The 21,445-nt window shown below is 67.4% G+C and carries 13 protein-coding genes; 6 read left to right on the top strand and 7 right to left on the bottom strand.

The genetic code is table 11. The annotated features are described in order from the left end of the window. Window positions 1-54: 54 nt before the first annotated feature. Window positions 55-1,185, bottom strand: a complete 1,131-nt coding sequence (locus IEX88_RS15175) for an anhydro-N-acetylmuramic acid kinase (RefSeq protein ID WP_274604614.1) — start codon at window positions 1,183-1,185, stop codon at window positions 55-57. A 101-nt stretch (window positions 1,186-1,286) separates the two neighbouring features. Between IEX88_RS15175 and tyrS the strand changes: the two genes are divergently transcribed. Beyond that, entirely contained in the window at window positions 1,287-2,558 is a 1,272-nt protein-coding gene (tyrS, locus tag IEX88_RS15180) for a tyrosine--tRNA ligase (RefSeq protein WP_188852158.1), read from the top strand. Between the two features lie 271 nt (window positions 2,559-2,829). Here the strand turns inward: tyrS and IEX88_RS15185 are convergent, their stop codons facing one another. After that, entirely contained in the window at window positions 2,830-6,153 is a 3,324-nt protein-coding gene (locus IEX88_RS15185; RefSeq protein ID WP_188852160.1) for an AsmA family protein, read from the bottom strand. A 306-nt stretch (window positions 6,154-6,459) separates the two neighbouring features. On the opposite strand from IEX88_RS15185, the gene IEX88_RS15190 reads away from it, so the two are divergent. Further along, the gene (locus IEX88_RS15190; protein ID WP_244640214.1) at window positions 6,460-6,936 is read left to right on the top strand and encodes a peroxiredoxin; all 477 of its coding nucleotides are present in this window, start codon (window positions 6,460-6,462) and stop codon (window positions 6,934-6,936) included. 11 nt (window positions 6,937-6,947) lie between these two features. Continuing rightward, entirely contained in the window at window positions 6,948-7,763 is an 816-nt protein-coding gene (locus IEX88_RS15195) for a ferritin-like domain-containing protein (protein ID WP_188852165.1), read from the top strand. Between the two features lie 112 nt (window positions 7,764-7,875). Here the strand turns inward: IEX88_RS15195 and IEX88_RS15200 are convergent, their stop codons facing one another. After that, on the bottom strand, window positions 7,876-8,157 hold the full coding sequence (locus IEX88_RS15200) for a hypothetical protein (RefSeq protein WP_188852167.1): 282 nt from the start codon (window positions 8,155-8,157) through the stop codon (window positions 7,876-7,878). 267 nt (window positions 8,158-8,424) lie between these two features. Between IEX88_RS15200 and IEX88_RS15205 the strand changes: the two genes are divergently transcribed. Continuing rightward, window positions 8,425-9,795, top strand: a complete 1,371-nt coding sequence (locus tag IEX88_RS15205) for a M23 family metallopeptidase (protein WP_188852169.1) — start codon at window positions 8,425-8,427, stop codon at window positions 9,793-9,795. Window positions 9,796-9,843: 48 nt separating this feature from the next. Here the strand turns inward: IEX88_RS15205 and prfB are convergent. The 3 genes from prfB to IEX88_RS15220 all read right to left on the bottom strand — a co-directional run bounded on the left by prfB (window position 9,844) and on the right by IEX88_RS15220 (window position 15,038). Beyond that, window positions 9,844-10,972, bottom strand: a protein-coding gene (gene prfB, locus IEX88_RS15210) for a peptide chain release factor 2 (protein WP_188852171.1) whose coding sequence is annotated in 2 segments (ribosomal slippage) — window positions 9,844-10,902 and window positions 10,904-10,972 — 1,128 coding nt in all. Because the reading frame shifts where the segments join, the coding sequence is not laid out codon by codon here. Between the two features lie 160 nt (window positions 10,973-11,132). Further along, window positions 11,133-13,571, bottom strand: coding sequence for a penicillin-binding protein 1A (locus IEX88_RS15215; protein WP_188852174.1), 2,439 nt, complete (start codon window positions 13,569-13,571; stop codon window positions 11,133-11,135). A gap of 219 nt (window positions 13,572-13,790) precedes the next feature. Beyond that, a complete protein-coding gene (locus tag IEX88_RS15220) occupies window positions 13,791-15,038 on the bottom strand; it encodes an N-acetylmuramoyl-L-alanine amidase (protein WP_188852176.1) in 1,248 nt (415 codons plus the stop codon). 620 nt (window positions 15,039-15,658) lie between these two features. Between IEX88_RS15220 and IEX88_RS15225 the strand changes: the two genes are divergently transcribed. Further along, the gene (locus tag IEX88_RS15225) at window positions 15,659-18,547 is read left to right on the top strand and encodes a ribonuclease E/G (protein WP_188852178.1); all 2,889 of its coding nucleotides are present in this window, start codon (window positions 15,659-15,661) and stop codon (window positions 18,545-18,547) included. A gap of 185 nt (window positions 18,548-18,732) precedes the next feature. On the opposite strand, the gene IEX88_RS15230 is transcribed toward IEX88_RS15225, so the two are convergent. Beyond that, window positions 18,733-19,842, bottom strand: a complete 1,110-nt coding sequence (locus IEX88_RS15230; protein ID WP_373289601.1) for a pyridoxal phosphate-dependent aminotransferase — start codon at window positions 19,840-19,842, stop codon at window positions 18,733-18,735. A 226-nt stretch (window positions 19,843-20,068) separates the two neighbouring features. On the opposite strand from IEX88_RS15230, the gene IEX88_RS15235 reads away from it, so the two are divergent. After that, a complete protein-coding gene (locus IEX88_RS15235) occupies window positions 20,069-21,442 on the top strand; it encodes a M48 family metalloprotease (RefSeq protein ID WP_188852180.1) in 1,374 nt (457 codons plus the stop codon). Window positions 21,443-21,445: the final 3 nt, after the last annotated feature.

A 21,445-nucleotide genomic window follows, 5' to 3' on the forward strand; every position in this document is an offset into this window, starting at 1 on the left:
CGCGTGGCCGGCCCCGTTCGGGGCGGTGTGCGGCGGCGATAACGCCGCCGCACATCAGGGAGCCGAAAGGATTCCACCGGTGGTCGGCGCGCGGCAGCCGGTTGTCGTCGGCCAGGTGAGCGGCAGGCCGCGCAGCGAGCGCACTGCCAGGAATGCCCAGGCTTCGGCCTCCATCGCATCGCCGTCGAAGCCTGCCTCCTCGGCCGAGACAACGCGCGCGGCCTTCTCGGCAGCGCCCTCGCGAAGGTCCTGCATGATGGCGGGGTGCCGGCGTCCGCCGCCACAGACGATCCAGAGTTTCGGCGCCCTCGGCAGATGCTCGGCCGCCTTCAGGATGGATTGCGCCGCGACGAAGCAGAGGGTCCGGGCCACGTCCTCGAGCGAGCCCGCATCGGGCACGGGCGGCAGAAAATCGGATCGATCCAGGGACTTCGGAACGGTCTTTGCGAAGAAGCTGGAGCCGAGATAGTCGGCCGCGAGGTTGTCGATGATCCCGCCCTCGCTGGCGATCGCGCCGTTCTGGTCGAAGGCGATCCCCGCCTCCCGCGCCACCCACTGGTCGAGCAGCGCATTGCCGGGGCCGCTGTCGAAGGCGATCGGATCGCCGGCGCCGTCGAGGTAAGTGATGTTGGAAATGCCGCCGATATTCACGAAGACCACCGGCATGTCTCTGAGACCGTCTGGCAGCGCGGCCGCGAGGGCTGCGTGGTAGGCGGGCACCAGGGGCGCGCCCTGCCCGCCGGCCAACATGTCGGCGGCACGCATGTCGTGGACGACCCGGCAGCCGAGCGCCGTGGCGAGGCGCTGACCCTCGCCGAGCTGTACCGTCAGTCCTTCGGCGGGCCGATGCAGGACGGTCTGGCCATGGAAGCCGACGGCGTCGATCGTTGCGGCGGCGATCCCGGTCTCGGCCAGAAACCGGCGCACGGCGTCGGCATGGCGGTCGGTGATCTCGCGCTCGATGGCGGCAAGGTTGCCCGGGCGCTGCGACCTCTCGGTAATTGCCTTGGCCGTCTGCATGGCGGCCTCCAGCCGCTGCCGGAAGGCCGCGTCGTAGGGATAGGTGCGGGCCGGACCGCGGGCCGGGGCGCTGACGCCGTCGGTGTCGAGCAGCGCCACGTCGATGCCGTCCATCGAGGTGCCGCTCATCAGGCCGAGGGCGCGAAGCCGTGTCGTTTCGTCCAAAGCGTGGCCCCTGCCCTTTAAAATCGCGGCAATGCTGGTTAAACCGCAGCCTTATCAGGCCAGACGCCATGCCGTCCGGCCCCCGTCAAGGATCTCTCTTCATGGCCGGCTTCAAGTCCGAGTTTCTGCACACCCTGTCGGAACGTGGCTTCATCCACCAGACCTCGAGCGACGAGGCGCTGGATGCGCTCTTCGCGACCGAGACGGTCAGCGCCTATATCGGCTTCGACCCGACGGCCAAGAGCCTGCATGTCGGCTCGCTGATCCAGATCATGATGCTGCACTGGCTGCAGAAGACCGGCCACCGGCCTGTGGCGCTGATGGGCGGCGGCACCGGCATGATCGGCGACCCCTCTTTCAAGGACGAGGCGCGCCAGCTGCTGACGCCGGAAGGCATCGAGGGCAATCTCGCCGGCATCCGCCAGGCGTTTTCGCCGTACCTCGCCTTCGGCGACGGCCCGACCGACGCGATCATGGTCAACAATGCTGACTGGCTGATGGGCCTGAACTATGTCGAGTTCCTGCGCGACGTCGGACGGCATTTTTCGGTCAACCGCATGCTCGCCTTCGATTCGGTGAAGCTGCGTCTCGACCGCGAGCAGTCGCTGTCCTTCCTCGAATTCAACTACATGATCCTGCAGGCCTACGACTTCGTCGAGCTCAGCCAGCGCTACGGCGTGCGGCTGCAGATGGGCGGGTCGGACCAGTGGGGCAACATCGTCAACGGCCTCGATCTCGGCCACCGCATGGGCACGCCGCAACTGTTCGCGCTGACCTCGCCGTTGCTGACGACGTCTTCCGGCGCCAAGATGGGCAAGTCGGCCAACGGCGCGGTCTGGCTCAACGCCGACATGCTGAGCCCCTACGAGTTCTGGCAGTATTGGCGCAACACCGAGGACGCCGATGTCGGCCGCTTCCTGAAGCTCTACACCACCCTGCCGATGGACGAGATCGCCCGGCTCGAGGCGCTCGGCGGCGCCGAGATCAACGAGGCCAAGAAGATCCTCGCCAATGCCGTCACGGGTATCCTGCACGGCGAAGCCGCTGCCCTCGAGGCCTCCGAGACGGCGCGCAAGACTTTCGAGGAAGGCCAGTCAACGTCGGCGCTTCCAACCTTCACGATCGCACGGGGTGACGGGACAGAAGGACGATCCGCGCAAGAGATCGTCGCCGCCACCAATCTCGTCAGCTCCAAATCGGAAGCCCGCCGAAAGATCGCGGAGAAGGCGATCAGGATCAACGACGTCCTCATCGACGACCATGAGACGATGATCCACTGGGCCGATCTCGATCCGACCACGGGTGCCTTCAAGGTTCAGTTCGGTAAGCGAAAGATTGCCCTCGTTAAGCCGGACGAGGGGAGCGAAGGATGACAGCCGACAAGTCCTCGGTAATAATAGTCAGTACATTGTTCACTGAAACTGGCAGTGTATGGAATTCGTCATCCTCGTGCGCAGCACGGGGATCCATGCCGAGACGCAGAGGAAGATAATTCGGGAGACATTACCCACTTCTTTCTGACCCTAAGCAGGTGTGGAAGTGGAGAGGCATGGGTCCCCGCGCTGCGCGCGAGGATGACGAACGTTTATGTCTGCGCTAACTACGTATTTGTTGATCGGTTCGGTTGCAACCTGACGCTCCCCTCTACTCGTACGAAAAGATCGAGCGAAAGATGCCGGGGGCGATGGCCGAGATCGGATTGACGGTCAGCGTCGGCGCGGCGAAGTCGCCGGCGAGGCGGTAGGTGATGCCGATCAGACCGCCCTCGTTGCCGTTGCCGAGGATCTGGCCGAACAGCGGAATCGCGCCGAAGATCCGGTTGACGCCGTAGGCCGGCATGAACGAGCCGACGATGTCCATCCGGTTGACCGCGTCGTAGACGGTGCCGGCGAAGCTCGACCCGAAGACCGGCCCGCGGATGATGCCATTGGACAGGGCCAGGCCGTTGTCGCCGTACAGGATCCCCGCTGCGGCATAGTCGAAGAAGGCCCGCTCGGTGCGCAATTCGGTGCCGAGGGCCTGGGAGAGACTGGCCGAGTCGGGTGACGGGCTGGAACCCACAAGGCTTGACAGGCGCGGCTCGTCGACGAGGGTGAAGTTCCGGGCCGTGAGGTTGCCGCGATACCCGCCCTTGTGGGAGCCAGTCAGCTCCAGGGCGATCTCTCCCCCCTCCATCCGATTGTAAAGACCGGAAAATTCGGCGAGCGAGCCGGCATCGGGGGTGCGCACGCGGATCGCGCGCTCGTTTCCGCGTGGCGACATGTCGGCGGAAAAGCCGCCGCCGCTCGTCTGCCCCGAGATCGACAGCGCCGCCACATTGTCGCCGCTGCCGGCATAGTTCAGCGTGAAGCCGCCGATTTCCCTGTCGCCAAATCCCTTCAGCGTGTCGATGGCGATGCCGACGTCCAGCTGGCCGGATGCGTGGCCGGACGATTTCGCCTTGGCACCGAGATTGGCCTTGAGATCCTGCAGGAAGGGGCGCGCGTCGAAACGACTGCCGGCGACCCGGACGCTGTAGCCGTTCGACACGCGGTCGAGGGAGACGGCGACGTCGTCGCCGGCATTGAGCGCGATGGTCCCGAGTTCGGCGGACTTCAGGCCCTCCTTGTCGGCAACGACGTCGCCCGAGGCGGAAAAGCCGTCGCCTTTCAGGACGAGGTTCTTCAGCGACGTGCTGGCCTCGCCCGCCTCCAGATCGAAGGAAAGGTCCGCCGCCACGCCCTTGCCCTTGCGCCAGCCGATCCAGGGCAGCGACACGGCCGCGTCGGCGAAATCGACCGTCGCCTTCAGCATGGAAGCGCCCTGGCGCTCGATCCGGGCCTCGATCGGTCCGGTCACGATCTTGGCCAGGGCCGGCGCGGCCTTCTCGACGTCCTCCGCGCTGAGGGAGAGGTCCACGGAGAGCTGATCGTCGCCCTCGGGCTTCCGGCCGAAGGGTCGGTTGAAGGCGATCGACGCGGGAATGTCGTCGATACGGCCGTCGAGCTTTCCCGACGCGCCGCCGGGCCTGATCTCGACCGCGCCGCTCATCCCGGCCAGTCTGCGTCCTTCGACGGGGACGCCGAGACCCGCATCCTTCAAGGCCACCGCTACGGACCAGGGGCCGAATTCCTGCTCCTTGGGCACGTCGTCGCCGAGGAGGAAAGCGAGATTGGCCGTCACCGCCGCCTGGCCCGTCGCTTCCTCCGGCTTGATCTCGATGGCCTTCAGCGCCTCGATCGGCGGACGGGCGGCGATCGCCAGAAGGTCCGGCACAGGTCCGGCCAGGCCCAGCACCAGCGTCCCGTCGAGCTCCTGCAGGGCCGGGCCTGGCGCCCGGATGAACGACACGCTGGACGGGGTGACCGACACGTCGGCGAAGCCGGCCACCTTGCCGCTCTCGATGGTGACGACCGTGTCGCCACCACTGGTGTGGATGTCGGCCCTGCCGTCGGTGACCGCCGGCAGGGCGCCGAGCGTCGCGGCGGTCACGCCTTCCAGACGGAAGACCAGGTCCATCTCCTCCGGCGAGGGATGGCTGCCGGGCCGGAAGGCCGGCTCCATGCGGTCATGGCGCACGTTGATGGCGATCGTGCCGTCGCTGACGCGACCGCTGTCGCCGACATGCGCCATCACCCAGCGCCGCGTGTTGACGGCGATGTTGAACGGCCAGAGGGCCTTGACCTCGGCGGCACCGAGATTGCTGGCTTTCAGACGCAACGACGTCATCGCGTCCGGCGCGTCGGTTCGCAGCACGGCGTCGCCGGAAAGCGAACCGCCGCCGGTGTCGACGCTGAAGGTCGAGAGGCCGATCTCCCGCGCGGTGAGATCGGCCCGGCCCGCCAGGACGATCTCGGCCTCGGTGGGATCCGGTCGTTCCGATCCGATGGTCGAGCGCAGGTCGCGCGACCGGAGGGAAAAGTCGATGGCGTCGATATCCGGCTTGCCGCCGTCGACGGCGGCTCCGCCATCCAGCGCCATGGACAGGCCGTCAAAGGCGATGTCGGTGTCGACGAGAGCGAGGGACGCCTCTCCTTCCACGAGGCGCAACCCGCCCCGCAAGCGCTCGACGCGGGTAAATCCCTTGCCGACCTGGACGAGGCCGGGGCCGACATCGACGGACAGCGTCGCCCGCCGGGCCGATTCCGCAGGACTGTCGACGGATAGGGTGATCGAGATATCGGAATCGGTGGCGAAGGGGCGCTCGTCGAGCTTGTCCTCGGGCGAGCCCGGCGGCAGGATCGCGCCGAGATCGACCGGCCCGGCGGTCAGCGAGAGACCGTTCAGGCGTTCCGCCGCGGCGTCGAAGTCGACGGCCCCCGAGAGCGGCACCGTGTGGCCATCGATCTCGACCATGGCGGCAAGGGTCATGTCGCGCCGGTCGGCCAGGACAAGGTCGGCCGTGCGGACGAGTCCGGTGACCGGCGCGCCCCCGGTCCGTGCCGGGACGGTCAGCGACACGTCGCGGAGGCGGATGCGGTCGATTCCGACCCGATGGAACGCGCCGACCTGCGCCTCGATGCCCTGCATCACGGCCGTAAAGCGCTCGGCTATCACGGGCGGCGGCGCCGTGCCCTCCTGCTGCGGAGCGCTGCTCCTCTCCGTCCCGGCCCCGGAGAGATCGATCGCGCCGCCGTCGATCTCGATGGTGCGGAACTGCATGCGTCCGGACAGGAGCGGCATCAGCGAAAATCCGACCTTGATCGAATCGACGCGGGCGACCGGTTCGGCCTCGCCCCGGCGCGTGAGGCTGACGTCGGTCCACTGGATCGCGAGGCCACCGTCGGCGTCGCGGGACAGGGTCTGGCGAGCGAGACCGATCGCGAGATCCGCCCCAACGGTCCGGTTGATGGCCGCCATGGTCTGGCGATGCAGCAGGTCCTGGCCCGACCGCGTTCCGACGATCAGAAGCGCGCCGGCGATCAGAACGACGGCCAGCGTCAGTGCCGTGCTGCAGAGGCCAACAGTTCTGGATCGCGAACGGCCCATCTCAGCCGCGGAGGCGGGTCGAGGAAATGATACGGGCGCGGGCGCCATGTCTGGCGACAGATGCTTCCCCCATGCGTCGAATCACCTCTCCTGGCGAGCGTCCTGCGGACACTGGCATATTTCCCTGTGGCGCAGCCCTGTCGACCTGCGGAGATCGGGTCGTCATCCCGCCGCTGCCGAGGCTTGCGTCCCAATCGCCTTTGGCCGAAATCGGCGCTAAGAAGGTCGCGCATGCGTCCCACCGGACGTGACGCATGTCCGAAGACGAATCCCCATTCCAATTCAATTGGCCGAAAGGAAGGCGCCTTGCCGACGATCAGCACCGGATCACCCTGCCCCGACTTCACCCTGCCCGACGACAGCGGCGAAAACGTCACCCTGTCGGCCCTGGCCGGCCGGCCCTTCGTCCTTTTCTTCTACCCCAAGGACGACACGTCCGGCTGCACCCTGGAGGCAATCGACTTCACCCGCCTGAAGCCCGATTTCGATACGCTGGGCGTTGCTGTCCTCGGCGTCTCGCCCGATCCGGTGAAGAAGCACGGAAAATTCCGCGACAAGCACGGCCTGACCGTCCCGCTCCTGGCGGACGAAGAAAAGTCGCTGCTCGGCGCCTTCGGCGTCTGGGTGGAAAAGAGCATGTACGGCAAGACCTACATGGGCGTGGAGCGCAGCACCGTTCTGGTCGACGCCGAGGGGAAGATCGTCCGCCTGTGGCCGAAGGTGAAGGTGCCGGACCATGCCGACGAAGTCCTGGCCGCCGCTCGCGCCCTCGTCACGCCATGAACGGTGGTCGCATGGGCGGCGCGCCCAGCCTGCGCGGCGCGGCCATCGCGGCGCTGCAGGCCGCCGACCTCGACGAGAAGCTGCGGCTGACGGATTATGCCGGCGAAGGCTGGTTCGCGCGTCGGCTGGGGCTATCTTCCCCGGGCGATCCGGCGCAGCCCTCGCGGCCAGGCCGGCCCGTCAAGCCCGACCTGGTCTCGCCGCGCCTCGTCAAGCGCCGCTCCGTGCACACGCCGGAGGGGCGGATCTCGATGATCCACGCCCTCGCCCACATCGAGCTGAACGCCATCGACCTGGCGCTCGACATCGTCGCGCGCTTTGCCCGCGAGCCGGTGCCGCGCTCCTTCTTCGACGGCTGGATGACCGTGGCGATGGAGGAGGCAAAGCACTTTCGGCTGCTGTCGGGCCGCCTGCGGGACCTCGGCTCGATGTACGGCGCCCTGCCGGCGCATGACGGGCTGTGGCAGGCCGTCGAGGTGACGGCGCACGACCTGACCGCCCGGCTCGCCATCGTGCCGCTGATCCTCGAGGCTCGCGGGCTCGATGTGACGCCGTCGCTGCTCGCCAAGCTCGACGAGGTCGGAGACGGCGAAACCGGGGCGATCCTGGAAATCATCTACAACGACGAGAAGAAGCACGTCGCCATCGGCGCGAAATGGTTTCGCTTCCTGTGCGCGCGCCAGGGCGTCAATCCCGCCCAGCGCTTTCAGGAGCTCGTCCGGCAGTGCTTTCGCGGCGACGTGAAGCCGCCCTTCAACGATCGGGCAAGGGCCGAGGCAGGCCTGACGCCGACCTTCTACCGCTCGCTGTCGCCGCTCTCGAGTTAGACTACCGGAGGGCCAGTGCCGCGCGGAGCAGCGAGCACTCGCGACCGTCCAACCGGGGGTCGGATCGGTGTGAAAACGACGCCGGCAAGTCGGCATCCATCTCCGCTAGAAACTATTCCTCGCCGACAAGCGAGCCGAGATCGGGATCCCATTCCACGCCGTCGAGTTCGATCCTGACGTCGAAGCCGTGCCCGGCGGCGTAGTCGCGGGCATCGCGCAGGACGGCATGCGGTTCGCCGGTCGTCGGATAGTCGTATTCGGCGCCACCCAGCATGTCGCCGGCCAGCGAGGCTTCGGCAGCGGTGTCGCCGTTGTCCCTGTACAGGCGGACGAGCACGTAGGCGCTCGGCTCCTGGCCGGTCTGGCGAAAATAGACATGGGTTTCTGGCGTCATCGGATTGTCCCCTCGGGTTGGAAGCGCGTGGGCCCAGTTTGTCCCGCGCGACTGGTGTCGTTGCAACGGCAGGCATGACCGGCCGTTCCATTCGGCCCCCTCTCTCGTCGCCGGGCACGCCGGCGACACGCCGTGGCAAGAGACCCGGAAACAGGGGCCGTCAGCGGAGTTCGGGCCCCGCCGGAAAGCATTCCTTAACCTTAACAAGGCGTAATTGCAGGCGGTTGGAGCCCGGTTCAAAACGGGGAATCTGAGGCAGGGCGTGCGATGACATCGGTCCAAAAGGATGGCTTCGGCCGGCGCAGGGTTCCGCACACCGTCATCATCGCCCGTGGCGACGACGTCCGCCACTTCACCGTCCGGCCCTGGGTCTTCGCGGTCTCCACCGCCATCGCCTCCACGCTCGCCCTCTCCTGCGTCGCTACCGGCGGCTATCTGCTGCTGCGCGACGACCTGATCGCCTCGGGCACCGCCAGCGAGTATCGTCTGGAGCGGGCCTACGAGGACCGCATCGCCGCGCTCCGGTCGCAACTCGACCGGGCCGTGAGCCGCCAGATTCTCGACCGTCAGTCGGTGGAGTCGAAGGTCGACACCCTCATCGGGCAGCAGGAGGAGCTGAAGGCGCGCTATGCCAAGCTGCAGCCGCTGCTGGACCGCGCCCGGTCCACCGGCCTCCTCTCCGCCAGCATTCCCGTGCCCCAGCCCAAGCCTGCCGACGATGCGCCAGTCTCCGCGCTCGCGCCCGGGTCTGGCGAATCGGCACCGATCGAGACGATCCCGGACGCGCCCTCCCCCCTGGCCTACGCCCCGGCCGCGGCGTCGCCGGCCCTGGCGCGTTTCGGCCTGGTCGACCATTCCACAACCGGCTCGGTGCTTCGGTCCGGCAGTGCCACGCAGCCGGCATCCGTGACAGCGTCTTCGCCCATTCCCGTCGCCCTGATCCAGAAGATCGGCGCTTCCATCGAGCGCGTCGAGGACGGCCAGATCGCCGACCTGACAAGCCTTGTCGAAAGCGCCCGCAGCAAGACCGAGCACATTGCGGGCGTGCTGCGCTCCGAAGGCATCCTGGTCGCCGTGGCGCCGGCTGCCGCGCCGACGTCCGCCGAGGGGGGCGAAGGCGGGCCGCTGGTCGAGATCGCCGAGACCGAGCGCTTCGACGTCAGCCTTGCCGAGCTCGATCAGGCCCTCACCGATCTGCAGGTGCTGCAGCGCCGGACCGACCGCATTCCCCTCGCCCGCCCGGTCGACACCCTGGCGGTCAGCTCCACCTTCGGCGTGCGGCCCGATCCGTTTCTCGGACGCTCGGCCATGCACACGGGAATCGACTTCGTCGCGCCGACAGGGACGGATGTCGATGCGACCGCGTCCGGAACGGTCGTGCAGGCCGGGGTGAACAGCGGCTACGGCAATCTCGTCGAGGTCGACCATGGCGGCGGACTCGTGACCCGCTACGGCCATCTCTCGCAGATTCTGGTGAATGTCGGGGACAAGGTGAAGGCAGGCGCCATCATCGGCCGGGTCGGCACCACGGGGCGCAGCACCGGGCCCCATCTCCACTACGAGGTGCGGCGCGACGGCAGCCCGATTGATCCCTCGCGCTTTCTGCGCGCCGGTCGGCGGATCAGCAGCTTCGGCTGAGCCTCGGCCTTTCAGAAGGTCCGCCGGCCCGGGAGCCGGCGGAGAGGGTCATTCGGTGTCGGCGACGTCGACGCTGCCGCCGTGCACCCGGTGGGCGAGCGCGGCTTCCATGAAGTCGTCGATCTTGCCGTCGAGCACGTCCTGCGGGGCCGTGCTCTGCACCCCGGTCCGCAGGTCCTTCACCATCTGGTACGGCTGAAGCACGTAGGAGCGGATCTGGTGGCCCCAGCCGATGTCGGTCTTCGACGCGGCTTCCTTGTTGGCCACTTCCTCGCGGCGCTGCAGTTCCGCCTCGTAGAGGCGCGCCCGCAGCATGTCCCAGGCGGTGGCCCGGTTCTTGTGCTGTGAGCGTTCGTTCTGACACTGCACGACAATGCCGCTCGGAATATGCGTGATGCGCACGGCCGAATCGGTGGTGTTGACGTGCTGTCCACCGGCGCCCGAGGCCCGGTAGGTGTCGATCCGCACATCCGACTCGTTGACCTCGACCTCGATGGTCTCGTCGACGACCGGATAGACCCAGACCGAGGCGAACGACGTGTGCCGCTTCGCCTGGCTGTCATAGGGCGAGATCCGCACCAGGCGGTGGACGCCCGATTCGGTCTTCATCCAGCCATAGGCGTTGTGGCCCTTGATCTGGATGGTCGCAGACTTGATCCCGGCCTCTTCGCCGTAGTGGGCCTCGAGCAGTTCGACCTTCATGCCGGCACGCTCCGCCCAGCGCATGTACATGCGCAGGAGCATCGCTGCCCAGTCCTGGCTCTCGGTGCCGCCGGCACCCGAGTGGACTTCGACATAGGTGTCGAACTTGTCGGCCTCGCCGGACAGCAGCATTTCGATCTGCCGCTTGTCGACATCGGCCTTCAGCGCCTTGATCTCGGCCTCGGCATCCGCGACCACGGACTGGTCGCCCTCCTCCTCGCCCATGGCGATGAGGTCGATGCTGTCCTGCAGGCCGGTCTCCAGCTTGCGGATGCCCTCGACGGCCGATTCCAGGAACTGTCTTTCGCGCATGAGCTTCTGCGCATTGGCTGCATCATCCCAGAAATTGGGATTTTCCGACTGTGCGTTCAGAACGTCCAGGCGTTTAAGGGATGAATCCCAGTCAAAGATGCCTCCTCAGCAGGTCGATCGCCTGCTTGATTTCGAATGTCATCGTCTCGATCTCGGCGCGCATGCCGCAATCCCTTCGCTGATGGTGATGGGGTGTGGAGGGGTATAGGTAGGCCGTCCCGGCCTGTAAAGCGCCGGGCGGGAAGGCGTGAACCAGGCGCGGCCAGGCCTCTAGCCGCGCCTTGGAAAGGCATCGCCCGGCACGCGCAGCCCGGTGCCCAGGATCAGAACAGGCCGCCGGCGCCGCCCTGGACGATGGCGTCCTGGGTCTGTGGCGAGACGACGGCGGGCGCCGCCGAATAGGCATCGTCCGCGCCGATGATCTGGTAGCTGTCGGACGGGCCCGTGCCCGGCTTGAAGGCTTCCATGATCGATCCGGCGCCGCTGGACGCCATCCCGGTCTTGCGATCGATCGACACCATGGTCATGCCCTCGGGCACGCGGAAGTTCACGGGCGGCTTGCCGGCGATGGCCTTGGTCATGAATTCGAGGAAGATCGGCGCGGCGAGACCGCCGCCGGTTTCGCCGTGACCGAGGGGCGACGGGTTGTCGTAGCCGAGATAGAGCCCGGTCACGAGGTCGGGCGTGTAGCCGACGAACCAAGCATCCTTCTCGTCGTTGGTCGTGCCCGTCTTGCCGGCAACCGGCACGCCGAGCGTGTGAACGGCATAGCCGGTGCCGCGCTGGACGACGCCCTCCATCATCGAGGTGATCTGGTAGGCGGTCATCGGGTCGAGAACCTGCTCGCGGTTGTCGACCAGTTCCGGCTCCGGCTGGTTTTCCCAGGTCTGGACATTGCAGCCTTCGCAGCCGCGGCTGTCATGCTTGTAGATGGTCCGGCCGTAGCGATCCTGCACCCGGTCGATCAGCGAGGGTTCGATGGAGCGGCCGCCATTGGCCATCACCGAATAGGCCGCGACCATGCGCAGCACCGTCGTCTCGCCCGAGCCAAGCGCCATCGGAAGGTACTGCGCCAGCTTGTCATAGACGCCGAAACGTTCGGCATACTGCGCCACGAGGTCCATGCCCATGTCGCGGGCCAGCCGCACGGTCATCAGGTTACGGCTCTTCTCGATGCCGGAGCGCAGCGTCGAAGGACCGGCCGACTCGCCGCCGTAGTTCTTCGGCTCCCAATAGCCGCCGGTGCCGTTCGGAATGGAGATCGGACCGTCGAGAATCACCGAGGCCGGGGTGTAGCCGTTGTCGAGCGCGGCGGCGTAGACGATCGGCTTGAACGAGGAGCCGGGCTGGCGCTGCGCCTGGGTGGCGCGGTTGAACTCCGACTGGGCGTAGGAGAAGCCGCCGACCATGGCGAGCACGCGGCCGGTATGGGGGTCCATCGAGACGAGTGCGCCCTGCACCTTCGGCGGCTGCCGCAGGCGATAGCCGCTACCCTCGGCGTTCTTCTCGACGAAGACGACGTCGCCACGGCTGAGCACCTGGTCGGCCGACTTCACGGCGCGCGCCTTGCCGTCGACGCTGACGCGGAGGGCCCATTTCATGTCGGCGAGCGCGATCGTGCCGGTCTCGCGGTCGGAACCGAGGGCGCCGGAAATTCCCCGCGAAGGCTGCAGGCCGACGCTGATGCTGTCCGGCTGGGCTGACAGGACCACGGCCACGCGCCATTCCGGCACGTCGACATAGCCCGGCACTTCGCCGAGCGGCTTGCCCCAGTCGCCGGCCAGTTCGATGGTCTTGATCGGGCCGCGATAGCCGCGGGCCTGGTCGAAATCGATCAGTCCCTTCTGCAGCGAGGCGCGCGCCTCGACCTGGAGCTTGGGATCGAGGGTGGAGCGAACGGACAGGCCACCTTCGTAGAGCGCCGTCATGCCGTAGCGCTGGATGACCTCGCGGCGGACCTCCTCGGTGAAGTATTCGCCGGCGACGAGATAGGTGCCCGAGCGCTTGGGATTGACGCCGAGCGGCTTGGCGCGCGCCTCGTCGCCCTCGGCGGCGGTGATGTAGCCATTGGTCTGCATCTGGTCGATGACCCAGTTGCGCCGCTCCATCGCACGGTCCGCGCTGCGGTAGGGATTGTAGTTCTCGGGCGCCTTCGGCAGCGCGGCGAGGTAGGCCGCCTCCTGGATCTCCAGTTCGTTCACCGACTTGTCGAAATAGGCCAGCGAGGCGGCGGCGACGCCGTAGGAGCCGAGGCCGAGATAGATCTCGTTGAGATAGAGCTCGAGGATCTTGTCCTTGGAATAGGCCTGCTCGATGCGCAGCGACAGGATCGCTTCCTTCACCTTGCGCTCGATCGAGCGCTCATTGGTCAGAAGGAAGTTCTTCGCCACCTGCTGGGTGATGGTCGAGCCGCCCTGCATCGGGCCACCCTTGGCCAAAACCAGGACAGCGCGACCAAGGCCATAGATGTCGATGCCCGGGTGCTGGTAGAAATTCTTGTCCTCGGCCGAGAGATAGGCGGCCTTGACGAGGTTGGGGATGGCCTGGATCGGCAGGAACAGGCGCCGCTCCTTGGCGTATTCGGCCATCAGCGAGCCGTCCGAGGCGTGAAAGCGCGTGGCGACCTTCGGCTCGTAGGCGGCCAGGACCTGGTAGTCCGGCAGGTCTTTCGTCATGTGCTGGACGTAGAGGGCGACACCCGCCGCGACGATCAGCGCCATCACGGTTCCGATGCCGAAGAAATAGCCGAGCAACCTGATCATTCGAACTCCATCAGCCGCATGCGACTTTATCGCCGGCTCGCCCCCGCCAGCGCCATCGAGCTGGCGCTGCCTGCCTATCCGGTCCGGTTACCGGCGCCATAGCGAGTTTGTTCTGCCCCGTCTTCCCGATGCCCGCAAAATGCGGCAGAGCCGTGTCTGCAAAGGCGCCGTGCCGTGCCGTAGGCGCCGGACTGTTGCCGCGATCACACAGCTTTGCCGTCAGCCGCCCTCGGCCTTGTCGGGCTCGGCACTGGCAGCCAGGCCGCGCTCGCCGAGATAGCCGGAGACGGCGGAGGCGATCGCCGCGGCCGTATCCTCGCGCCAGGACGGATCGAGCAGCAGCTGCTCGTCGTCGATGTTGGAGAGATAGCCGAGCTCGACCAGCACCGAGGGCACGTCCGGGGCGACCAGCACCTTGAAACCAGCCGAGCGCTTTGGATTGCGGATCAGGCGCACCTTGTGCCGGCCGAATTCCTGCACCAGCCCGGCGGCGAAATGTTCGGAGAAACTGTCGGTTTCGCGCCGCATCAGCTCGATCAGGATGTCGAAGACCTCCGGCTGGCTGTCCTGCCAGCGCGGGTCGACGAAACGGTCGGACGAGTTCTCGCTTTCGGCGACCTCCCGCGACAGCTGGTCCGAGGCTTTTTCCGACAGGGTATAGACCGTGGCGCCCCTGATGTCGGCATAGCGGATCGAATCGGCGTGCAGCGAGATGAACAGCGCCGCCTTGCTGCGGCGGGCCAGTTCCGAGCGCTGGCCGAGGCTGACGAAGGAATCGTCGTCGCGCGTCATGGCCACGTCGACATTGGGCAGATGCTTCAGCGCCTCGCGCAGCGAGCGCGCAAACTGCAGGTTGATGTCCTTCTCCAGCGTCCCGTGACGGCCGACGGCGCCGGTGTCGACGCCCCCGTGACCGGGGTCGAGAACGATCGTGACCCGCTCGGCCCCCGGTGCGGCCGCGGGCACGGTCACCGGGGGGATGCTGGCGCCAAAATCCTGACTGGCGACGGCGCGGGCGAACCCGGACGCGTCGGTCGCCGTGATGGTGACCTTCAGGGCGGACTGGCCGTCCTTGGTGTCGAGCGAGGCCACGGGCAGCCCGGGCTGCTTCAGGGCGAAGACGATCCGGTAGCGATCGGCCGCGACCAGGCCCTCCCGCACGCCCTCCACGAGCGGATTGGCCTCGATCGACATCTGTTTCAGCGCGGAAACGGTGTCGAAGAGGTCGATGGCGACGCGGTCGGGATGACGCAGCAGGATCAGCCGCGACCGTGGCGTGCCGACAAGGCCGAGCGTGGCGACGAATTTCTTCGGGCCGATCTCCTGAGTGAAGCCGGTGAGGATGCTCTCCCGGATCCCCTCCTGGGCCCCGGCCGGGCGCGCGAGAAGCGTCGCGGCGAGGAGACAGACGGCGATGGCGAGAATCGTCAGACGGCCTGGCTGATTCGAAGATCGTCTCTCTGTCATGACATTCCGTGGTCTCTTTCAGGGCCGTGAAAAGGGCGCCGCAGCCCGCCAAGGCGCGCCCAACCGGCGCCGACAGCGCCACGCAAGGGCGTACCGGGCTTTACTCTTGTGTCTTGCCCTCGCGCACCATAAAAGCAGAACTGAGGCTGGGAAAACTCAAACGCTTGAAACATCCCGTCCACGACACGCCAGGACCGCCGAGCAGCCCCGACGAAAAGTCGGCAATGCAACGTCCTCAGTCCAGGATCTCGCGCGCGGAAAATCGCGGTCGTGAGATCGGTGTTTTTGGGTTTTCATCCTCTGTTAAATTTCTCGTCCGCGGAGAAATCCCGGGCGTCCATCTTCGACGCGCATCCGGCCCGACAATGAGCGGTTTGCGCGAGATTTCATCGGTCGCCGTTCCGGCGGCCAGTCCATTACGCAGGTCGCCCCAGCAGTGTCGCCAGCCTCCACCGGATCCCTGACGCTTCAGCCCGAGCCCAACGAGCCTCGGCGCCAGCCATCCTCGAGTGCGCATCGCCGCCGCCCAACGACCTTTGCAGACGCGCCTTCCCCCGCATCCCTTCCGGCGTCTGACGCCCGGATGCGCGCCGAGGTCAGCGTCCCGGAGAGTTTTCGTCATGCCGAACAAGATGCTGATCGATGCTTCGCATCCAGAGGAAACGCGGGTCGTCGTCGTCCGGGGTAACCGGATCGAGGAATTCGATTTCGAGTCCGAACACAAGAAGCAGATCAAGGGCAATATCTACCTCGCCAAGGTGACGCGCGTCGAACCTTCGCTGCAGGCCGCCTTCGTCGAATATGGCGGCAACCGCCACGGCTTCCTCGCCTTCAGCGAGATCCATCCCGACTACTACCAGATCCCCGTCGCCGACCGTCAGGCGCTGATGGAAGACGAGATCGCCCGCGTCCGCGAGGAAGAAGAGGACGAGGAGCGCAAGATCACGGCGCAGCGGCGCAATCCCCGCCGTCCTGGCGGCGGCAAGTCGATCCGCGCCGCCGAATCGTCGAGCGATGACAGCATTTCCGAGCCCGCTTCCGTCGAAGGCGGCGAGGCCGACGAGGATCGTCCGGAAGGCGAAACATCGCTGTCCGACAACGAGCATGAAGCGCCTGGCCTGATGGCCGACGAGGCGGTCAGCGACGAGACTTCGGGTGACGAAGCCGACGAGAGCGAGGAATCCGACACCGAAGGCCGGCCGGTCAAGAGCGCCAGCGGCCGCGGCCGCCGCTCGCGTTCGCGCCGCGGCCACGGTGCCGAGGAAGCCCCGTCCGGCGACGAGGAGGACGAGGTCGTCGACGAGATGGGCGCCGAGGATGCGATGGAGGAAGTTCCCGTCCGCACCCCGCGCGTGCCGCGCAAGCAGTACAAGATCCAGGAAGTCATCAAGCGCCGGCAGATCCTGCTGGTCCAGGTCGTCAAGGAAGAGCGCGGCAACAAGGGTGCCGCCCTCACCACCTACCTGTCGCTCGCCGGCCGCTACTCCGTCCTGATGCCGAACACCGCCCGTGGCGGCGGCATCTCGCGCAAGATCACCAACATCGCCGATCGCAAGCGCCTGAAGGAAGTGGCGCGCGAGCTGGAAGTGCCGAAGGGCATGGGCATCATCCTGCGCACCGCCGGCGCCATGCGCACCAAGGCCGAGGTCAAGCGCGACTACGAATACCTGATGCGCCTCTGGGAGACCGTCCGCAGCCTGACGCTCGCCTCGGCCGCGCCGACCCTCGTCTATGAGGAAGGCAGCCTGATCAAGCGCTCGATCCGCGATCTCTACAACAAGGACATCGACCAGATCAGCGTCTCCGGCGAGGAAGGCTACCGCGAGGCCAAGGAATTCATGCGGATGCTGATGCCGAGCCAGTCGAAGGTGGTTCAGCCGTACCGCGATCCCGTGCCGATCTTCGCCCGCGGCGGCATCGAGGCCCAGCTCGACCGCATGCTGCAGCCGCATGTGACGCTGAAGTCCGGCGGCTACATCATCATCAACCAGACCGAGGCGCTCGTCGCCATCGACGTCAATTCGGGCCGCTCGACGCGCGAGCACTCGATTGAGGACACCGCCTACCAGACCAATCTCGAGGCGGCCGAGGAAGTGGCGCGGCAGCTGCGCCTGCGCGATCTCGCCGGCCTCATCGTCATCGACTTCATCGACATGGAAGAGAAGCGCAACAACCGCGCCGTCGAGAAGAAGATGAAGGATTGCCTGAAGGACGACCGCGCCCGCATCCAGATCGGCCACATCTCGCATTTCGGCCTGATGGAGATGAGCCGCCAGCGCATCCGCGCCAGCGTCCTGGAATCGACCACCCGCGTCTGCCCGACCTGCGACGGCGTCGGCCACATCCGCTCCAACTCGTCGCTGGCGCTGCATGTCGTGCGCGCCATCGAGGAGCATGTGCAGAAGCACTCGACGCATGACGTCATCGTCAAGGTGCCGACGGCGACGGCGCTCTACGTCCTGAACGAAAAGCGCCACACGATCGACGAGCTGGAGCGCACCAACGGCCTCCGGATCACCATCGAGGCCGACGATTCGCACGGTCACCAGCACGTCGCCATCGAGCAGGGTCCCGAGGCCGTGCGGCGCGAGTATCTGCCGGCCGTGGCCCCGGTCGTCTACGAGGACGAGCCGGAGGATCTCGACATCGTCGAGGAAGCCGACGAGTCCGATGTCGCCATCGCCGCGCCGGCCGCGGCCGAGACCGAAAACCTCGACGGCGATACCGAGGAAAAGAGCGACGATCAGCCGCGGCGCAAGCGTCGGCGTCGGCGTCGGCGGGGCGGCAGCGACGACGCCTCGTCCGAGGACGGCCTCGAGGCCGGCGACGCCGGCGATGATGAGGGCGACGAGGCTGTCGGCAGCGAAGACGAGAGCGAGGGCGACGCCGAGACCCCGGCTCAGGCCGCGACCGACGACGAGACGTCGGACGAGGAGCGGGCCCGTAAGCGCCGTCGTCGGGGTCGCCGCGGCGGTCGCAAGAATCGCGACGGCGACGCCGAGGGCGCGTCGGATGCGGCAGCAAGCGACGAGGGCGCCGAGTTCGGCGAAAGCGGCTCCGTCGGCGTCGAGGCTGTCGCGGTGACGGCGCCCGCCATCGAGCAGGTTGCCGAAGCTTATGCCGCGCCGGTTTCGCAAGCCGAGCCAGAGGCGGCAGCAGCACCGGTCGAGCTGGCCGCGCCGGCCGAGGCGGCACCGGAAAGCACCCGCAACCCCTGGGATGCGGCCCCGGCCGTCGCTGCGACGGAGACCGTCCCGAGCGAGCCGGCTGTGGTCGAGGCGGCCCCTGCCCCGGCTCCTGACGAGGTGCCGGCCGAGGCGACGGCGTCCGAGCCCGAGACTTCGGCGGACGTGAGCGCTGCGGTCGAGGACGTGAAGCCCGAGCCGGTGGCGGCACCGGTAGCACCGGCGGCACCATCCGAGCCGACCGTCACTTCCAGCCGCAGCAGCGAGGCGGCCGAGCCGGCTGCCAAGCGCACCGGCTGGTGGGCGCGCCGCAGCTTCTTCTGAAACCGGCTCCCCTGACATGACGACGAAGGGCGGGGATTTCCCCGCCCTTCGTCGTTTCCGGGGGCAACTCCTTGAACGGAACGACCCTCGTCCCTCAACAAGGCGACCCATGGCGATTCGCCTTCCGCTCCAGCCTTTGGCGAACGGTCCTCCGGGCGGGGTGGCGCCCACTCGGAGGGCGATGCCTAGCGGTCGAGGTGCGCCGCCATCCGCTCGACTGCCTCGATGAGCGAGGGCGTGTCGCAGGCATAGGACAGGCGGACGAAATGCTCGCCGCGCCGGACGTCGAAGTCGCCGCCGGGAGTCAGCGCCACATGGCATTTCTCCAGCAGCGCGCGGGCGAAGTCGGTCGAGCTTCCCACGCCTTCCGGCACGGCGGCATAGGCGTAGAAGGCGCCGTCGATCGGGGCAATGGCGCTAAAACCCATCTGCGGTAGGCGCTGCATGAGGATGTCGCGGTTGGCCTCGTAGGTGTCGCGCACCAGGGCCATCTCCTCGGTGGCATCCATCGCCGCGGTCGCCGCCACCTGCGAGAGCTCCGGCGCGGAGATGTAGAGGCTCTGGCCGATGCGCTCGGCCGCCCGGAGCAGGGGTTCGGGAAGCACCAGCCAGCCGACGCGCCACCCGGTCATGCAGTAGAGCTTGGAGAAGGAATTGACGACGATCGGGTTGTCGGAGAACTCCAGCGCGCTCGCTTCCATCACCCCGTAGACGAGGCCATGGTAGATCTCGTCCGAGATGAAGGTGATGCCTTCCCGGTCGCAGAACTCGACGAGTCGCTGCAGTTCGGCGCGCGGCGTCACGGTTCCCGTCGGATTGGCCGGGCTGGCGATCAGCACACCGTCGATTCGGCCCCGCGCGTGCTCGAAGGCCAAGCGCTCGGCGCCGAGGATGTAGCCGTCGGTCGCGTCCACCTCGATCTCCACGGGCACAAGGCCGAGGGCGCGGATGATGTTGCGGTAGGCGGGATAGCCGGGCGCGGCGATGGCGATGCGCTGGCCCGGATCGAAGGCCGCGAGGAAAGCGAGGTTGAAGCCGGCCGAGGAGCCCGTCGTCACCATGATGCGTTCCGGGGCGACCGCGCAGCCGTAGGTATCGCGATAGTGATGGCCGATGCGCTGGCGCAGGTCGGCCCGGCCGAGAGCATCAGTATAGCCGACGCGGCCGTGTTCGAGCATGCGTCGCGCCGCCGCGAGCGCCGCGCGCGGCGCCGGCGCCGAAGGCTGTCCCACCGCGAGCGAGATCACCTTGTCGCCGCGCGCGATCATCCGGTTCGCCTCCGACAGGACGTCCATGGCGCGGAACGCCTCGACCGCCGACCGGGCCGAGCCCTTGACGCTGATGATCTTTGACACTGTGATGCTCCTTGCAAGGCTGAAGTCGCGGACTGCCGGCCGTGAAGGGGCGGGCCGCGCACGGCGGGCGTCAGGTCCCCGTAAGGCCTCACATTTGCCGGATTGAAAGCGACTGAGGTGTCGTCGCGAATCCGACCGACACCTGATGAAGGACAGCATAAGGCCGATGATCGCCCGTCTCCAGACCCGCCTCTCCTGCCTTTTCCTGGCGATGGCGATGGCCGTGTCGCCCGTCCTCGCCGCGTCGCCGGTCGGCCGCAGCGTCCCGGTCGTGCGCGATGCCGAGATCGAGGCGCTCATCGCCGACTACACCCGCCCGATCCTGAAGGCGGCGGGTCTGTCGCGCTCGGGCATCGAGGTGGTGCTGGTCAACAGCCCGGAGTTCAATGCCTTCGTTTCCGGCCGCCGCATCTTCATCAACACCGGCACCATCCTCGGCTCGGAGACGCCGAACGAACTCATCGGCGTGATCGCGCACGAAATCGGGCATCTGGCCGGCGGACACCAGCTCCGGCTGCGCGACCAGATGGAGCGGGCGAAGACCATCGCCCTCATCGCCGGGCTCCTCGGCGCGGGCGTCGCGGTGGCCGGCGCGGCGACCGGGTCGTCCGATGCCGCCCGGGCCGGCACGGGCGTGGCGGCGGGTGGCGGCGCGGCGGCGTTGCGGGGCCTTCAGGCCTATCAGCGGACCGAAGAAACGACGGCCGACCGGTCCGCCCTCGTCTATCTCGAGAAATCCGGCCAGTCGGCCCGGGGCCTGATCGAGAGCTTCGAGGGACTGGAGCGGGCCAACATGCTCTCGGGCATCTCCCCGAACCGCTATATCACGTCGCACCCCGCGCCCCGCGACCGGATCGGCCGCCTGGAGGAACTGGCGCGGACCAGCCGGTTCTACGACCGCAAGGACGATCCCGCCTTACAGCTGCGCCATGACCTCGCGCGGGCGAAGATCGCCGCCTACGGCGCCGGCGCCGGCGGCGTTCGGCGGCTGTTCCGCAACGATCCGCGCGGCCTCCCCGCGACCTATGGCGAGGCGATCTCCGCCCACCTCTCCGGCTCGCCCGGTGCCGCCCTGCAGAAGATCGACGCGCTCCTTGCCCGCGAGCCGAAAAGCCCCTGGCTGCACGAGATTCGCGGCGAGATCCTGATGGAAGCCGGGCGGGCCAAGGAGGCGGCCGCCGCCTTCACGCGGGCGGCCAAGCTGGACCCGACCAAGTCCGGCCTGCTGCAGGCCTCGATCGGACAGGCCATGGTCACCGGCGGCGATGCCGCCGACATGAAGAGCGCCATCGCCATGATCAAGAAGGGTCTGGAAGCCGACCCTTCCAATTCCAACGCCTACCGTTTCCTGTCCATGGCCTATGGCAAAATCGGCGATGCCGCCGCCGCCGAGCTTGCCATGGCTGAGGGATACTGGCAGGCCGGGTCGATCCTCGACGCCAGGATTTTTGCCGCGCGGGCGCAGTTGAAGCTGAAACCGGGGTCGCCGGCATGGCTGCAGGCCCAGGACATCATATCCACCAAGACCTCATCCAAGTGATCG

The sequence above is a fragment of the Aureimonas glaciei genome (assembly GCF_014643375.1).
GTDB lineage: Bacteria > Pseudomonadota > Alphaproteobacteria > Rhizobiales > Rhizobiaceae > Plantimonas > Plantimonas glaciei.

Excerpts from the sequence above, each read along its gene's own strand:
- IEX88_RS15215 (WP_188852174.1), bottom strand. The coding sequence starts at position 13,571 with ATGATCAGGTTGCTCGGCTATTTCTTCGGCATCGGAACCGTGATGGCG.
- IEX88_RS15195 (WP_188852165.1), top strand. The coding sequence starts at position 6,948 with ATGGGCGGCGCGCCCAGCCTGCGCGGCGCGGCCATCGCGGCGCTGCAG.
- IEX88_RS15230 (WP_373289601.1), bottom strand. The coding sequence starts at position 19,842 with ATGGACGTCCTGTCGGAGGCGAACCGGATGATCGCGCGCGGCGACAAG.
- IEX88_RS15220 (WP_188852176.1), bottom strand. The coding sequence starts at position 15,038 with ATGACAGAGAGACGATCTTCGAATCAGCCAGGCCGTCTGACGATTCTC.
- IEX88_RS15205 (WP_188852169.1), top strand. The coding sequence starts at position 8,425 with ATGACATCGGTCCAAAAGGATGGCTTCGGCCGGCGCAGGGTTCCGCAC.
- IEX88_RS15185 (WP_188852160.1), bottom strand. The coding sequence starts at position 6,153 with ATGGGCCGTTCGCGATCCAGAACTGTTGGCCTCTGCAGCACGGCACTG.
- IEX88_RS15225 (WP_188852178.1), top strand. The coding sequence starts at position 15,659 with ATGCCGAACAAGATGCTGATCGATGCTTCGCATCCAGAGGAAACGCGG.
- IEX88_RS15200 (WP_188852167.1), bottom strand. The coding sequence starts at position 8,157 with ATGACGCCAGAAACCCATGTCTATTTTCGCCAGACCGGCCAGGAGCCG.
- IEX88_RS15235 (WP_188852180.1), top strand. The coding sequence starts at position 20,069 with ATGATCGCCCGTCTCCAGACCCGCCTCTCCTGCCTTTTCCTGGCGATG.
- tyrS (WP_188852158.1), top strand. The coding sequence starts at position 1,287 with ATGGCCGGCTTCAAGTCCGAGTTTCTGCACACCCTGTCGGAACGTGGC.